The sequence below is a fragment of the Paenibacillus sp. J22FR83 genome (assembly GCF_059691955.1).
This window is the reverse complement of sequence record NZ_JCAUAM010000003.1, coordinates 218,766-234,815: the sequence shown is the minus strand read 5'-3', so window position 1 is coordinate 234,815 and position 16,050 is coordinate 218,766. Positions and strand designations below refer to the sequence as shown.

The 16,050-nt window shown below is 45.4% G+C and carries 10 protein-coding genes; 3 read left to right on the top strand and 7 right to left on the bottom strand.

Features of this window, described 5'->3' with window-relative positions:
- Positions 1 to 17 precede the first annotated feature (17 nt).
- From AC58PV_RS06915 to tdh, 5 genes are all read right to left on the bottom strand, one after another.
- Positions 18 to 3,152, bottom strand: coding sequence for a glycosyl hydrolase (locus tag AC58PV_RS06915; protein ID WP_497431535.1), 3,135 nt, complete (start codon positions 3,150 to 3,152; stop codon positions 18 to 20).
- Between the two features lie 673 nt (positions 3,153 to 3,825).
- Positions 3,826 to 6,033, bottom strand: a complete 2,208-nt coding sequence (locus tag AC58PV_RS06910; protein ID WP_497431534.1) for a helix-turn-helix domain-containing protein — start codon at positions 6,031 to 6,033, stop codon at positions 3,826 to 3,828.
- Between the two features lie 213 nt (positions 6,034 to 6,246).
- Positions 6,247 to 7,260: a M14 family zinc carboxypeptidase gene (locus AC58PV_RS06905; protein ID WP_497431533.1), complete on the bottom strand. Its 1,014-nt coding sequence runs from the start codon at positions 7,258 to 7,260 to the stop codon at positions 6,247 to 6,249.
- A 137-nt stretch (positions 7,261 to 7,397) separates the two neighbouring features.
- The gene (locus AC58PV_RS06900; protein ID WP_497431532.1) at positions 7,398 to 8,567 is read right to left on the bottom strand and encodes a glycine C-acetyltransferase; all 1,170 of its coding nucleotides are present in this window, start codon (positions 8,565 to 8,567) and stop codon (positions 7,398 to 7,400) included.
- Positions 8,545 to 9,639 carry an L-threonine 3-dehydrogenase gene (gene tdh, locus AC58PV_RS06895; protein ID WP_497431531.1) on the bottom strand — a complete coding sequence of 365 codons (1,095 nt, stop codon included), beginning with the start codon at positions 9,637 to 9,639 and terminating at the stop codon, positions 8,545 to 8,547. The genes AC58PV_RS06900 and tdh overlap by 23 nt, the downstream gene beginning before the upstream one ends.
- 219 nt (positions 9,640 to 9,858) lie before the next feature.
- Here tdh and AC58PV_RS06890 point away from each other — a divergent pair, with 219 nt between their 5' ends.
- On the top strand, positions 9,859 to 10,425 hold the full coding sequence (locus AC58PV_RS06890; RefSeq protein ID WP_068661851.1) for a helix-turn-helix domain-containing protein: 567 nt from the start codon (positions 9,859 to 9,861) through the stop codon (positions 10,423 to 10,425).
- Positions 10,426 to 10,480: 55 nt separating this feature from the next.
- The gene (locus AC58PV_RS06885; RefSeq protein WP_497431530.1) at positions 10,481 to 11,350 is read left to right on the top strand and encodes a helix-turn-helix domain-containing protein; all 870 of its coding nucleotides are present in this window, start codon (positions 10,481 to 10,483) and stop codon (positions 11,348 to 11,350) included.
- Positions 11,351 to 11,411: 61 nt separating this feature from the next.
- On the opposite strand, the gene AC58PV_RS06880 is transcribed toward AC58PV_RS06885, so the two are convergent.
- Positions 11,412 to 12,575, bottom strand: a complete 1,164-nt coding sequence (locus AC58PV_RS06880; RefSeq protein ID WP_497431529.1) for a DUF4317 domain-containing protein — start codon at positions 12,573 to 12,575, stop codon at positions 11,412 to 11,414.
- 504 nt (positions 12,576 to 13,079) lie between these two features.
- Here AC58PV_RS06880 and AC58PV_RS06875 point away from each other — a divergent pair.
- Positions 13,080 to 14,750 carry a P-loop domain-containing protein gene (locus AC58PV_RS06875; RefSeq protein WP_497431528.1) on the top strand — a complete coding sequence of 557 codons (1,671 nt, stop codon included), beginning with the start codon at positions 13,080 to 13,082 and terminating at the stop codon, positions 14,748 to 14,750.
- A gap of 104 nt (positions 14,751 to 14,854) precedes the next feature.
- On the opposite strand, the gene AC58PV_RS06870 is transcribed toward AC58PV_RS06875, so the two are convergent.
- Positions 14,855 to 15,958, bottom strand: a complete 1,104-nt coding sequence (locus AC58PV_RS06870; RefSeq protein ID WP_497431527.1) for a mandelate racemase/muconate lactonizing enzyme family protein — start codon at positions 15,956 to 15,958, stop codon at positions 14,855 to 14,857.
- Positions 15,959 to 16,050 lie beyond the last annotated feature (92 nt).

Here is a 16,050-nt window from a genome sequence, read left to right as displayed (position 1 = left end):
ACCTTTCGTAAAAACGCTTATGTTTGATCTGATTCCATTTGATACATATGAATTTGCCCCAATAAGCCATAAGGATGCAGGATATAATCCTGCGTATACTCTTTACCTGATGAATGATATGACCACCAGTCCGTCCAAGCCTGGTTCGTACGGATTTCATGAAGCGGCCCCAGCAAATTGCGAGGACTACCCACCACTTCGATCTCAATTCGGTTCATTCCTGTAATCAAGTCATCGGTAAGATCTACCGTTCCAACTGCTCGCCAAGGAATCGCCCGCCCCTGCTTCCCATTCACTTTAAGATTTAATGTGACTGCTTCATATGGGCCCATTTCCAGTAACGTTTTCTTACCGCCACTTTCGTCGATATTAAGATCAAAATGATAAACCATGCTTCCGCAATAATGCGGATAGCCCTGTAGGCACCAATCCCCGAATCGGAGCTTATCCTGTTCTTTGATCAGACATTGGTTGTAATCAATTGCAAAATCACCGAGAAGAAAAACATTCTCTATTTCCATGTCATGCGTATACGCACAAAGCAGCTCCAGCACATTCTCTCCTTCAATCAGAGCTGGCAGCTTAAGGGTGGACATACTCCTGTCCAAGTACCAGCCATTTGGCACCTCTGTAACAAGACGACCATTTAGTCTGAATTGGAAGCGTTCCGCTTGCTCGCAAGCCAAGAATACATCTGTTGTTGGAACATACTTCACATTGAAAACCCAGCGAAAAGCAGTAGGAGTGCCATCATTTTCATGCGGCTCATGAATCCACAAATATCTTTGATAATTGCTATTCATATAAACCTGTCTCATGTTCAGTTTCTCGCGAAGTTCCCGTTGCGCTTGCCACACGTCCATGGCATGTGACCACGTTTCGTCTCGGAGCTGGTATTGACAACGATCCAGAACCAAGGCGTTAGGCGCCGTCCGCGAAAATGAAGCCATCGGACCCAGCGCCGTCAGAGGCTTTAGCTCACCTTGAGGCCGCTGACTCCCTAGTGGAAGCTCATCATTGTGAGAAATGACGTACAACTTCGAATCCGTTGGACCAAATTTTTCTTGCATCACGACGTAGCCGTTCTGTGCCTTCGCCGTTTTCTCTGCCCTTTGGCCAGATAGCAGATCCCACTGCTCAACCCGTCCATTCCCTTGGATGCGAACCTCCACGTCATGTCCAGCTTCCCTGTCATTGTTGACGACAAATACGATCGTACAATCCTTAAGTTCACGGCGCATGTACAGAAGTAGGTCTGCTTCACGTCCATTACGATCCATTAGACTAACCGTACGCGGGACGACTGCTTCTATTTCTGCAGCTAAGTTGTGTCTGGACTGAAGCTGAATAAAACGCGGATGCCCAGTTAAGAGTTGCAGCTCCTCCGACATCTTCCCCTCCAACATGACCGGCACGTCGCCAAATGAAAATAGAAGTCCTCCGGCATTCAAGTAATCGAGCAGCAGCTTATATGTGTTTCTTAACAAATTAGATAGTGATGGGAGCACAACAACTCGATAGGCAGCTTCCCCAACCCGTAGTTGGTCTCCCTCAACGCTTCCAATCTCTTCAAGGATCAGTTCATCCCCCAAATCAAAGTCATAATGCTCACCAAGAAGCTGCCGAATAAAATGGTTAAATGCAAGGCTATATCGGCTAAGTTCTTCTGAATTGCCACCTTGATTGCGCCACTGCGCCGCTTGCACATCCTTACCGAGCTTAGCCCATACCGACGCGGCAGGATGGATGACCAGCACATCTCGAACGACACGTCCTTCACTTAGAACCGAACCTAGTCGGGCAAAATAATCCTCCATCACATGATTATGCTCCCACCAGTTCACGTTATAGTTAAAAGAAGGCGGGTAATCCCTTTTGCGGCATCCGCGCAGCGTATAAAGCGCCAAATGGTGTGTTAATACGTTGACACCTAGTACGAATTGCCAATCACCAATCCATTTGCGACCTTCGAATGATAGCCCCCACCCCGTTACTCCATAAGTTTCAGTAATGACCTTCTTCTTTCCATATTGATGAGCTACGCTGGACACCTCTTTAATCGACAGGCTTTCGTTGGTCTGTTCGCACAGCGTATCGATGCCGGGAATATCCATATAGCGGTAATGAGGCATAACAGCACCTCCATACCGAGCTGCTTCTACGACATCTTCTTCGCAACAGTAGTGACCAGTAAATGCAATCCCATTCGCTCTGCACCAGTCACCAATTTGCTTCGTGTAAGCCTCGCAGAACATGTCGGTGACCGTCTTCCAGTAATCGAAACGAATCTTGGAGGAGGGCTCGCCTCGGAAAAAAAAGTAAGGAAGCGATTCCCAAATTTCATACCCATTTTTGTAGGCAAAGGTTTGAGGCATGTACTCCGACCACGGGATCCATGTCAATTCCGGCTCATTTAACTGTTCCCTGAAACCGAGTATAAAGGGCTCATCTGTAAAAATACCGGGTATTGTTTCCCCAAATTCATCACCGACAGCCTCTTTGTAACGTTCATACGTCGTTTCGATAAAGATACGCGCAGAATCCGGGTTCATAGTGTCCGTATACGTCTCACCGTGGCACCAATCGTTGGGAGAAGCAATAAGTCGTCTCATAACTAAGTAAACTTCTGCTCCGTCAAGCGTGCTGCCAGCCGTATGGAAATCCGATAGCCTCACGCAGCTTGCCAGCTCATTTCCATTAATGATAGCTCGATACACAGCTTGAATGGATTCGTCCATCTCGTAACTTCCGCATATGGTAAGCGACAATGCCTTGGCGCGTACAGCATCACCACCAATACGAGGCACCATACCTCCGCCCATGCCGGACGAATAGCGATCTTCATCATATAACCATGCCGATACCCCCTCAGCCTTTGCCTTAGCAACGGTTTCCTTGATACGATCCATAAACTCCTCACCCATGTAAGGGGTTTCAAGACCTTCTCGCACATGCATCATGAATCCGCCCATTCCTTGTTCCTTGAAACCTTCGACTTGGGTATCTAATTCGGATTGCTCCAACTTACCATTCCACGACCAGAACGGGATAGCGCGATGCTCCATAGGTGGATTTGTAAATTTCTCGATGAGATCAGCATGACTTAATGTCTCCCTTGATACTGATTCCGCCTGTTTTCCTAGTTTTTCCATACTTGTTTCAACCTCCAATACCCTCATCATAGAAAATCTGAGATAGAGGGTAAATCGTCTGAATCCATCCTGCTAAAAGATATTTAAGATTTCTCATAAAATATCCCAGTATCCGCAAAAATGCCTAATGAGCACAGCCAATGTTAGCGAAGTAGGTGTTCCTCGGACGAACGGCCTGCCCCCTTGCTTATAGCGGCTTATGTACTCCTTAGCAACAGATGCCAGCGAAACTTTCGTGAATTCCCTATGCAAATCAAGATAACGTGTTGCTTCCATGGCATGAAGTGAGACACATCCGCAAAATAACATTCTGAAAACACCTTATTTGCTAGTTTAATGGAAAATTCAGGAGAATAACGTTACGTCATAACGTTAATTGGACCTTAACAGCCATATTTCACTTACTTGGATTGAAATAGAGCTGTTACATCACCCTATTTTCCCGAAGAACCCTCATCTAGACGGAATAACGTTATGGCATAGCGCTATGTACAGAACAGCCTTTGGGCTAAACATCAGTCCCAGTCTCTAGGGCGTTACTTCGAACTGCAAAACACATGATCTAGATAAATAAAAATGACGGTCAAGTTGACCGCCATTTTTATTTACAACTTATTTGCTACGATTGTCATATATAAGATTTCTCTTCATTCGCCTGCTCAGCGACTCTCGTTTAACCAAGCCTCTTTCGATATTCACTTGGAGTTACCCCCGTATACTTCTTGAACATGCGATTGAAAGAAGTGATATTCTGATAGCCAACAGTCTTGGCAGCATCATGAACTTTGATGCGATTATCCGCTAGAAGGCTTGCCGCTCTGGCAATCCGGGTTTCGTTGATATAATCCACGATGTTCTTGCCCGTTTTCCCTTTGAAATACGAAGACAAGTAGCCACTGCTCATCTTGAGCTTGTCGGCCAACACATCCAAATAGATCTCTTCCGACAAGTGCTCATTGATATAGTCGATAACGAAAGAAGTGACCGGGTACTTCTCCTCTTTTTTTTCTCGAACCGCATCAGCTGTCCCCGTTACCCATCCTAACAACAATTGCTCCAAGTCTTGAAGCGTGTTGCACAGCTGAATGCGTTCATCCGACTCATGCAAGATTTCCTCCATACGATCCGCTTCAACATAGTTAGGTACCACTGTATTCCGGAGCTTACCTACCATTGATTCCGCAAAACGCACCAGTACAGCCGCAGTAAATTCCTTCCCCTGCCATCTGGCATACAGACGTTCCATAAGTGCAGTCAGCTGAGCAGCGTTCCCTTCCTTCAAATTAGCGTCAAACTCTTTATCCTGATCTAGAGAGAAACCTACGGCCATTTGCCTAGCCGCACGTTTACGAATGATTTGTGTCTCATTAATTAACAAACGTTCTCCTACCAGATCCTGCACTTCCTCATAAGCTTTCGTTAGGTGAATAGATGCTGAATGAATCGATGAGACCGCAATCGTAACGATACCATGATCTCTATCATGGTCGAACACATCTTTCATTTGATTCAACAGCTCATCTACATCTGCCATGTTTTCGGTAAACACATAGCTCAAGATTTGATCGTGTTCCACCTGAAACGTCAGTACATCTGGAAATACGGGCTTGAGCTTGCTGTCAATGAATGTCTTCATATAATAGAGCCATTTCTGGAACACTGGCTGTGTGATGGCATCTATATTATTCGCTTTAATCTGAAACAAAATGAAAAGGAATGGCTTGTCGATAAAATCAAGTCTGACGGTGTCGTGATCTGAGTTGCGTATCGCTTTCAAATGATGGATAAACGACAGCTGCTTGCGGATCATCTGATTACCGTGAAGTTCATTACTTATAATGTTAAATTCTTTGATATTCGAGCGGTAAGGTACATTTTCGTTCATATCGCGAATGGATTCGATTACTTTTTTGAGCGGATTGTTAATCCGTGCCGTAAACAGGAAAGAAAACAATATGCTTAGCATGATTGCCGCCACCACAGCTACAATCAGGGTAATATTCAATCGATATTGACTCGCAATACGTTTCACTAGCACCCGATACACATATTGATACCCCGTCACATCACCCTTCATTTTAAAATAATACTTATCCTCATGGACGAACTCACCCACGTTACTACGTGTCTGCAATTCATCATAGGAAAGGAAGGGCTCCTCGTTCGGGCTCTCGAAGATCGCTTGGCCGAGATCATTGTAAATGATGAAATCGTCAAACATGCTTTGATGAAACGCTTTGTACATCTTTTGGGCATTGAGAAAAACAACCATGTAGAAATCCGGATGATCATTGTCTCGAAATATAATTGGAATAAGCTCGCCCAATATCTGCGGCTGGTCACGAAAAATGGTATTAACCATAGTAGCAGACGGGAAAATCCGATTCGAGTAGGTTTCGGTAAATTGCTGCCTCCAGAATGACAGTGGATATTCGCTGCTCGAGTAAAATTTACTAAACATGTCTTCTGCATTCGTACTCGTACCTTTTTCTAGGACGATATCGTTCTGCTTCGAATAAATAGCTATGTTTTCTATAAATAAATACGGATTGCCGACCCAAGTTGTAATATCACGCACGATTAAAGGGAAATTACCATAGCTTGGGGACTTATGTAGATTCTGCACTTCGTTGCTATAGTAAAACAGAAGCATTTGATTTTTGATTAGGTTAAAATGATTTTCATAATTTACCCTTGTACTTTCAAGCATCAGCGTATTGTATTTGACAATCTCTTTCCTGACGCTTTCTTTGGAAACGGACATCGAATACAGTGTAAGGGATGCGAACAAAACGATGATACAAAGGAACCCCGCGATAAGTCGCATAAAAAGAGAATTCGAATTATTCCGAATGAAAAGTACCGGTTGAAGATTTTTCATACAACCTCCACTTCATCATGAATAATCACTGCAGTTTTCTTATTTCCCAGTGGTACCCATATCTTAACAAACGGTTAGAATCGTGTAAACGGTTTATCCGTTAGGTTATGGCCGTTTTCTTAAAAAAATACTAGCTTTCGTAAAAGCGCCTAATAGACAGTCGATCACTCGGCTGTCCTTACGTTTAGGGCTGTATCTCATCGAATCGTTTTCCTATTTGACCATAAATTTGAAAGCTTCTTCAAATAAAATAAGATGGCTATCCAAAATTTCATGGGCTGTAAATTTCGGCGGTGGGGCGTCCATACCCGTATTGGACTCGAAAGTAATGCTCATTCCACCGCACACATGATGGATGGCAGAAGTCAAATTGAATGCTGGAAAAGGATATTTCCCTTCATCTACCACAATCTGATCAAGATTCGAATACGGAATGTCATGTTGGGCATAGGCAGTTTCAAGCTGAAGATTAAACGACTGATGCTTCTGCATGACCCATTTGGGAATATGATAGATTGGCGGTAGGTGTACATTGTTATTAGCACCGCTGTGAAGCAAAAGGGTGAAATCTGGCGCTTCTTCATCCGCAAGACCTAGCAGAGCGCTTGTCTCGCGCGCCATCGGCGCAAAGAAATTGTCATGCATCAGATTAACGCCATCGTCATTAAAATACGTTCCTAGGAAATCCGAAGCGTCCTTGATCGGATGAACTGCCTTACAGTCCGGCCATCTGCACAGTGTACCGTCCTTCCACGTGCCTTGCATGTAATACACAACCTTCTCTGCAGGCACATCAATGAGCGTATCAATTGGCAGTCTCGCTCGACCGTCAGGGTTCATGCAGGGAATAAGCAGAAGCCGGAAACGGTGTGCATGTTCAATCAAATATTCATAGGGCTTTCCACGATAATCTTCGCCTGTTTCAAGGAGCTTAATCAGGCTCAGTACAGCAGTAATTCCCTCTAATTCCCCACCATGAATGCCTCCAACGATGAGAAGGACAGGCTTGTGACCAGGTCCTTTGCGTGCATAATGTTCTGGATTTTTGGCTCCGCAGGCGGAATTATAATTCGCTTTCCGGTCAAAGTCCTCTTTTGCACCGTACTCCACATAATGGATATCTCGCCCGCCCGCTGATGTAACGAGATGTTTGACTGTCCCCTTCGTAACGTTAGATAAACATGCTTCAATGTCTGTTAATGTACTCCTCCAAAATGAGCTATCCATGAGATGCCCCTCCTTCGCTTGATAGCTCCATTGTAACGATAACGAACCGACTCGTGTATGGACGGTTTTCTAGAAGGCTCAACTATTTTTGACCTTAGCTAAAAAAATACCAGTTTCCGCAAAAGTGACTAGCTCTGTCATAGCCCAAGCTTATTTCCGACTATCTTCAACGCGTCTAAAGCGAAATCCAGATCTTCTCGCGTATGCTTCGCCGTGACAATGAAACGCACGCGGCCTATATCCATTGCGACCGTCGGGTAGACGATGCCTTGCGCGAACACGCCTTGCTGCAGCAGTAAATCCGAGAACAACATCGTCTTCGCCGGATCACCGACGATGACGGGCACGATTGGTGTCTCGCTGCCGCCAGTATCGAAACCGAGCGCCTGTACTTGGGTGCGGAAGTAAGTCGCATTCGACCAAAGCTGACCAATCAACGATTCGCTTTGTCTCAGCACGCGAATTGCAGCTAAACAGGTTGCGGCCACCGCTGGAGGTGCCGAGGTGCTGAACAGAAATGGACGCGCTTTCTGGATTAGAAAGTCCTTCAACACTTGGTCGCCAGCAACATACCCGCCAACCGCTCCAACTGCTTTAGACAACGTACCTACTTGAATATGTACGCGTCCTTTCAAACCAAAGTGGTCAGTCGACCCTTTGCCGTTGCGTCCCAACACGCCGCTCGCATGTGCGTCGTCGACAAACACGATGGCGTCGTATTTCTCCGCCAGCTCCACAATTGCCGGAAGCGGTGCGATATCTCCGTCCATGCTGAACACACCGTCGGTTACCACGACGCGTTTCGCGAACGACCCGCACTCGCGAAGCACCGCTTCGAGTTGGTCCATATCCCTATGCGCATAGATGCGGCGCTGCGCCTTGGTCAACCGGATGCCATCGATAATGCTGGCATGATTCAACTCATCGCTGATGACGACATCATCAGCCCCCAGAATCGCCATCACACCTTGGTTCGTTGTGAAGCCCGATTGGAATACCAGAGCAGCTTCTGTTTCCTTGAATGCAGCAAGCTCTTGCTCCAACTTGTCATGAATGTCCAGTGTGCCGGTTATCGTTCGAACGGATCCGCTGCCAACGCCATATTGCGCGATGGCCTCGATGGCTGCCTTTTTCAAATCCGGATGATTCGTCAGCCCCAAGTAGTTATTCGAAGACATCTGCAGCACACGTCGACCGCCGATATTCATCCAGGTATCAGAACCTGTCTTCCAAACCGTAATTGGACGATAACGCCCCTCCTTCTTCAATTGCTCCAGTTCACGCTCAAGTGCGCCCCAATTGGCCATATTCAAATTCCTCCTTCTGCCGCAGCATTATATTGTCGTGTGTGAATATCACTTTGCCACATCGTCCGGAAGCCATTAGATCAAATGCTTCCTCATAACGGTCCAGCGTAAATGTATGGGTGATAAGTGGACGTAAATCGATCCGCTTCTGGTCAATCAACCCCTTCAGCTGGTACCAGGTTTGGTACATGCGGCGGCCTGTTATCCCTTCTATCCGAAGCCCTTTGAAGATAATATGTTTGGATAAATCAAGCGAAACCTCTTTGCTCGGTATGCCAAGCAAGGATATTCGGGCAGCCGGGGCCGCAGCCTCGAAGCCAGCGCGAATTGCGTCTGGATGGCCAGACATCTCTAGCACGACCTCGGCGCCTTCTCCTCCAGTAGCTTCCATTAGCGCTTGCGCTAGTGGCGTTTGGGTACTGTTGATTGTGATATCTGCTCCCATTCGTTCGGCCAATCCCAATCGATAGGGATTCACGTCGGCCGCAATGACCACTCCTGCACCGCTCGCCTTTGCAACGGCGACAGCCATCAACCCGATCGGCCCTACTCCGATGATGGCAACCGACTTCCCGACGATATCCCCGGAGAGTACCGTTTGCACCGCATTGCCTAGCGGGTCCTGTAAGCAGCCAATCTCGAAAGGCATGTCGGTGCGATTATGGATCACGTTAGACGCCTTCACAACTGCGAATTCCGCGAAGCACCCCGGTGCCGTAATCCCAAAGCTGCGAGTGTTCGGACAGACATGCCCATTGCCCGTACGGCACGTTTTGCAGACACCGCAAACCATGTGGCCTTCCGCAGAAATAGGGTCCCCGAGCTTCACGTTCTTCACATGGCTCCCCACCCCCGCGACGATTCCTGCGAATTCATGACCAAATACGTTCGGTGTAACGACTGTGTTTTCAGCCCAAGAATCCCATTTGTAAATGTGCATATCCGTTCCACAAATCGAAGTTGCCTTCACTCTTACTAACACTTCATCCGGTCCATAGCTTGGAATCGGCAACTCTTTCAGTATAGCTCCCGGCGCTCGATGCGCTTTAACCAACCCCATCATCGTTCCCATCGCATTCTCCTCCTGTCCCGCACGTTAGTACGTTATAATGTATTTTTGTGCGTTATATAACATATACATTATATTATACATATGTGCGCTATAATGTATATAGGTATTTCGCCTATAAGAGAATCATTTTCTACGATTTGTTTGCCAATAGGTTGGGTTGGTTTATAATGAGGAATATAAAATCGGCCGTATCCGTTTGGTAGGCAGGAGGAACTGTAATTGGAACAAGAGCATGAACAGATTCATAAGAAAATTGGCAAAAGCTTGCAAGCGATTCGTAAAGCAAGGTCATTAAGCTTAGATCAGGTAGCAGAGTTGACGGGTGTAAGCAAAGCCATGCTCGGGCAAATCGAACGCGGGGACTCGAATCCGACCATCTCGATCCTATGGAAGATCGTCAATGGCCTACATATTTCTTTTACATCGCTAATTGAAGATGAAGAGCCTAAGGTAACGCATTTCCGCTTCTCCGACAAGGAGCCTCTCATGGAAGAAGACGGCCACTATCGAGCATTCCCGCTCATTCCTTTTGACCAGAAGAAGCAATTCGAAATCTATACCGTCGAGATGGATCCCGGCTGCAGCCACGCATCGGAGCCGCACAATGAAGGCGTCGAGGAATACATCCTTATGATGCAAGGCGGACTTGAAGTGACGTTCCACCAAGAAACTTTCCAGATGTCAGTCGGCGATGCTATTCATTTCTCCGCTGACCAACCACATACGTACCGAAATACCGAAGATGTCAAAACCATGTACCATACGATAATTGTATATCCTTCATAATCTTTGATTAATGGTGGCTATGTGCAGATGATTGCAGGACGATAGGAGTTTAAGTATGAGCATGAAACGCAGCAGTTTTGTCATGTCAGGGGAAAGTTATTTTGAACCAGGCATACCTATCTATGTGAACCGCGCATACGAGACGTTCGAGCTGATCGAGCATTCTCACGAATTTATCGAGATCACATATGTGAGTGAAGGCGCTGGTGTACATTATATTGCCGGTGAAGCCGTTCCTGTTGGCTATGGCACACTCTTTTTCATTCCTGTTGGACAAAGTCATGTATTTCGACCTAAGACCTCCAAGAAGGACTTACCTCTCATCGTTTACAATTGCTTGTTTCCTGTTTCGTATGTGTCGGAATTACGAGCTAGCTTTCCGCAGGCTGCCGAAATCTTTGACTTGTTTCTGAATGGCACCTTGCCTTGGTTCTCCATTCAAGACACATCAGGGGAAAACCATACTTTATTCCGAGAGCTATACCAAGAATTTTCTGCTAAACCGCCTGGATACTTGGTCGTTCTAAGCTCGCTTGTTGCGCGAATATTCATGCTCTTATATCGACACCACTTGCAGATTCATACAGATACGAGGCATCGCCCGCAATGGTTAAGCGTAGATGAAGCAGTTTCTTTCATTGACTGTAATTATGCAGCTGAGATCCGATTAAGCAAGTTGGCCTCGCAAGCCAATCTTAGCGAGCGACAGTTCAGCCGTCTCTTCCGGCACCAGACCGGCATGAGTTTTACCGAATACTTGCAGAACATTCGTATGGAAGCTGCTTGTAGCAAGCTGACTAGTACCAACATGAGTGTAGGGGATATTTGCGGGGCAGTGGGGTATAACGATCTGAAGTTTTTTCATCGCTTATTTAAGAAAAAAACCGGGGTTACCCCCCGGGAATATCGTGAAGCTTCTTATTAAACGATCTCGCAGCGGGTGATTTCACTCTGTTCCGTCTGCGTGATCGTCCTCATTTCTACATCTACAACGTCTCCATCGTAAGCGTAAATCCTTCAATTACGACGTCTTCGTCAACCTCAATCATAATACATCGTTTTCCTTGATAATTCACTTGTCTGACGTACCTTAAATCTTGCGGACTTACCGAGATCGTAGCTACCTTCGTTTCAATCTTAATCGATTTCGACGTGAACTTGGGCATAACGCTGCTCGCTTTGAGTTCATAGTTTTTGTCGTCGACGACGTTTTGGAACGCTCGTTCCACTCTTTCCATCGTTACATTCTCAACACCGCTCGTCGCCAGAATGCGTTCCACATCTTTGTAGTCCAACTTCGGAGGCTCTTCCTCCTCATTAGACTCGATGACTCGATGAATCTCCTCATACACATGAGCGATCGTCGCGGCATCCAGTTGATCACCTGCCAACTCATTTACGATATCTTCGAAAATAGCTCTCTCTTCTAACGCTGTCACGGTCTTCTCAGCATTCAACACTTGATCGATAAACTGCCAATTCGGTTCATGCGCTCTCCCCGAGCAATATAAAATGCGATTCACATCCGAATAGTTGTCCGTCACACTAGGGTAGAAAAAACCTTGTTCCGGCGTGTTCAGTTTGACGATCGGATCAACAAAAACATTATACTTAAATTCTCTCTCCACATAGTCAAACATGAGCGTTTTCTTCTGTTGTTCCGTAGAATTCACGCTGCACAGAATGAATAGGTTCGAGAACATCTCGTTCTTCTCGCTCTCCATGGCATCTTCGTTCCTGCTCTTAGTAGGACTAGCGTATTGGCCGCGAACAAAAGTAATCACGGTATCCTGTTCGTAGATCGTATCCGCCAACATTTTATCCACTAACAGGAGCATAAGATCTTGCCATTCTTCCGGATTACCCGTCACCAAACCCTGATGGAGAAGCACTTGTGTAGGCTGCTCCGCCTCCTCCTGAAACCTCAGCTCGTACATCTTCTGATCTAATTCACCCGTCAACAGTTTCTTGAAATTAGCCATATACAATTCTTGTTTCTCTCTGTCCACTAAGGCGAACGGCTGGCGTTCATAATGGTAGATCTCGTTGGTTTCCTTCATGATGTACACGTTAAAAATATCGTAAATTTTAAGCATTTCATTATCCAATTTAAAATGTTTGCGAATATGTGCGATTTCTTTCTTAATCATAATCCGTTAGTCAGCTCCTAAAAAGTGAAATAGCATCTCTATGCTACCCAACATACTTGGATGAACACTTCCTGTATGTTAATTCATTATGATAGATTTCTCAACATGTTTGAGAAAATCTACTCCGCGACTAAGTTAATTATACTTATTCTTTCCCTTTATCGTGGGTCATCTTAATGGTATGTTTATGTTGCTGAACAAATAAATCGTAAAGAGGTGAGGACAATGAAAACAACAACATATATGTCCCATCCTCGTACTACTTTTTAGTTATTCTTTCTACGAATACATTAGGCTATGAGGGTAGGATTCACTCTCGGAGCTTTTATTATTTGGGCAGAAAGAACGTTTCGACTTTCTTGCCGGTCTATGACAGCCACTCTCAGAGTGGCTGTTTTTTTTATGACCGTAATTCCCTGCTTTTCTACTATGAAAGGATGATGCTTTATTAAAAGACTCGCTCACTATTTTCGCGAATTGCAATCTGGACAATCGACTTACGGTATGATTTATGAAGGTTCCTACTATGATCAAGGGGGGACGATTTCTGACCCAACCTATTGGTACAACGATGTCGCCTATTACATTGAACGGACGCATAAACTCACATTGGATAAACCATGTATCACGATCCAAATACCTTTTGAACGCCTCGGCTTAGATGAGAATAAAGATGGCGTTGTTCTATCCGATTTTGCATTGCGAGAATGGGTTCCACATATTGATGCCTTACAAACATTGATTTATAACCGTTCACGTTCGGATAAAGAAAATGGTGCTTTTTATTGTTTTCGTCCAACCAATGTGGTGTTGCAGCGAAATGCATCTTATGTCAAGGTCATTTCGGACACATGGTACCTGTGTTTAATGATTACAGTTCAACTTCCTTTCAAAAATAATGATAAAGCGATGCGTATGCTCTGCAAAATGCTTCCGAAAGAAGTAGAGGAGTTCATTGCCACATGGGATCTTCACCAACTAAATGCTGCCTATGACTTGGTACAGCAGCAGAATAGGATTCGCGAATGGTTGAAAACAAGCAGTTACTGTGCGTTTATTGCGAATGGGAGCATTTTGCCAAGAAATAAAGAGGGCAACGGACCACTTGCGGGCGCATTGCCTTTTACATCCCCGAAAGATGTTGAAATTGAAATTTGTGGGTTGCGCGGAATGGGAATAAAACAAGGAGTGACCGTCATCACGGGAGGTGGTTATTCGGGTAAAAGCACCATGCTGGATGCGCTAAATTCAGGGATTTACAATCACATCCTAGGCGACGGGCGAGAATTTGTGATTACTGATCCCACTGCCATGGAAATATCTGCTGAGGAAGGACGTTCTATAAAAAATATGAATATTACGCCTTTCATCAAATGGATCCCCTATGGTTCAGCGGAACAGTTTTCAACGGACTATGCCTCAGGTTCCACGTCACAAGCGGCAAACATTATGGAGGCCATCAACTACGGGTGTAAACTTCTTCTTATTGATGAAGACCGAAGTGCGACGAATTTCATGATTCAAGATATCAAAATGCGTTCATTAATTAAGCGTGAACCTATTACACCTTTTACTGAACGCGTTAGGGAGCTTTATGAGGCTGCCCACGTATCTTCCGTTCTTGTGATTGGAGGTAGCGGTGAATTCCTATCCCTTGCCGATCAAATTATCCTGATGGACAATTTTGTGGCGACAAACGTAACACAGGAGGCCAAACGTTTATGTGAACATGACAAACCACGTGAGCTTATACCCTATACCCAGTGGGAGATTGAAAGACGAATAACCAGTGATCACTTCTCGAGCTATCCACAGGGCAGCGGTACAGAAAAGCTGATGGTTTTAACTATGGGATACATTGTGATGGGGGATGAACAAGTAGATATCCGAGGGCTTTACAACATCACTTCTAACGCGCAGCTTGCGGCTATTGCCTTTCTACTTCGAAAAATCGCGATAAGTAATCAGGATCGCCTCATCTCACCCCATGAGAAGATCAAAAAAGCACTCGATGATATGGAGAGAGAAGGCGTGGACATTGTATTCTCTTCCTTCTTTCCTGGTTTCGACAGGTGGCTTGAATTACCGAGGATGCATGAAGTATTAGCAGTCTTAAACCGAATGAAACTTGTGAATTTTATTAAGTCGGACCATATTGGTCAAAATGATGAGTAGCCTTTAATAGATAACGTTATGCCATCATCCTATTCGTTGAAAATACGCGAAATCTGCTCGAATAAGGTTATGGCATAACGGTATGCTTGCTCATAGTTACGGATCTATTTCACCCGATACTTCTCAAAATACTGCGGAATCACCTCTGTCGAGGCACCTGGCATTTCCGGGAGGATGTAATGACCATTCTTGACGGTTGCAGGTTCCAAGAAGATGTCTCGAATCCAAGGAATGTACTCCAGCATAATGGCATTCTGCGTAGCGCCGACAAGATGCTGATGAATTTGTCCCATATCGCCAACATGCGGAACGACAGGCAGATCGTAGGCTGCAGCAAGCCCTGCTACTTGAAGCCATTCTGTGATCCCACCGACACGCGTGCAATCGACTTGCACATATTCAACCGCGCCACTATGGATGTAATCACGGAATGCATATTTATTGTAGACATGTTCGCCAAGTGCGATCGGAACATTGAGGACATCAGCTAATTTTTTATGTCCAAGAATATCGTCCGGGTTAAGCGGCTCTTCCAGCCAGAACAAGTCGAACTCTTCTAGCTTTTTCCCCCAAGTCATAGCTGTATTGATATTCCACTGCTGATTCACGTCAATCATGAGGATAATGTCTTTACCAATGAGTTCACGCACTGCCTTCACGCGATCATAATCTTCCTGTGTGTTAGGCTTGCCGACTTTCATTTTCACCCCTGTAAAGCCCTCTTCCACATAGGAGCTAATGTCTTTCAGCAGTCTTTCTTGGGTCCAGTTTAGCCAACCCCCATTCGTGTTGTAGGCTTTAATTCCTTTATCTTTGGACTTATGACCGCCAAGATATTGCCACAGCGGTTTGCCCGCTGCCTTGGACATCACATCCCACAGGGCAATATCAACGGCGGCAAGTGCCATATGCGTGATACCCGCGCGACCGATCCAATGCATTTTACCAAAACGGAGTTCATCCCAAATTTCTTTCACCTGAAATGGATCTTTGCCAAGCAGGACAGGCGCGTAATAGTGATCGATCGTGTCCGTAATCATGGTATCGCCATGCGCGCAAGTTCCTGTATACCCATAACCAACGATGCCCTCATCTGTAAAAATGCGAACACCCGGCAATCCCCAATGGGTAGGTGAATTAATCGCATCTGTAATCGGCGGGTTTAATGGGACGTGTAGAATAAAGCTTTCAACTTTTGTAATTTTCATGGTAAAGGACTCCTGTCTCTCATTAATCATTTATAATGTATCGTGTATGATAATTCACGAAGAATAACTGCACGTTTTTACGTACTAGTTAT

Excerpts from the sequence above, each read along its gene's own strand:
- AC58PV_RS06915 (WP_497431535.1), bottom strand. The coding sequence starts at position 3,152 with ATGGAAAAACTAGGAAAACAGGCGGAATCAGTATCAAGGGAGACATTA.
- AC58PV_RS06910 (WP_497431534.1), bottom strand. The coding sequence starts at position 6,033 with ATGAAAAATCTTCAACCGGTACTTTTCATTCGGAATAATTCGAATTCT.
- AC58PV_RS06905 (WP_497431533.1), bottom strand. The coding sequence starts at position 7,260 with ATGGATAGCTCATTTTGGAGGAGTACATTAACAGACATTGAAGCATGT.
- AC58PV_RS06900 (WP_497431532.1), bottom strand. The coding sequence starts at position 8,567 with ATGGCCAATTGGGGCGCACTTGAGCGTGAACTGGAGCAATTGAAGAAG.
- tdh (WP_497431531.1), bottom strand. The coding sequence starts at position 9,639 with ATGGGAACGATGATGGGGTTGGTTAAAGCGCATCGAGCGCCGGGAGCT.
- AC58PV_RS06885 (WP_497431530.1), top strand. The coding sequence starts at position 10,481 with ATGAGCATGAAACGCAGCAGTTTTGTCATGTCAGGGGAAAGTTATTTT.
- AC58PV_RS06880 (WP_497431529.1), bottom strand. The coding sequence starts at position 12,575 with ATGATTAAGAAAGAAATCGCACATATTCGCAAACATTTTAAATTGGAT.
- AC58PV_RS06875 (WP_497431528.1), top strand. The coding sequence starts at position 13,080 with ATGATTTATGAAGGTTCCTACTATGATCAAGGGGGGACGATTTCTGAC.
- AC58PV_RS06870 (WP_497431527.1), bottom strand. The coding sequence starts at position 15,958 with ATGAAAATTACAAAAGTTGAAAGCTTTATTCTACACGTCCCATTAAAC.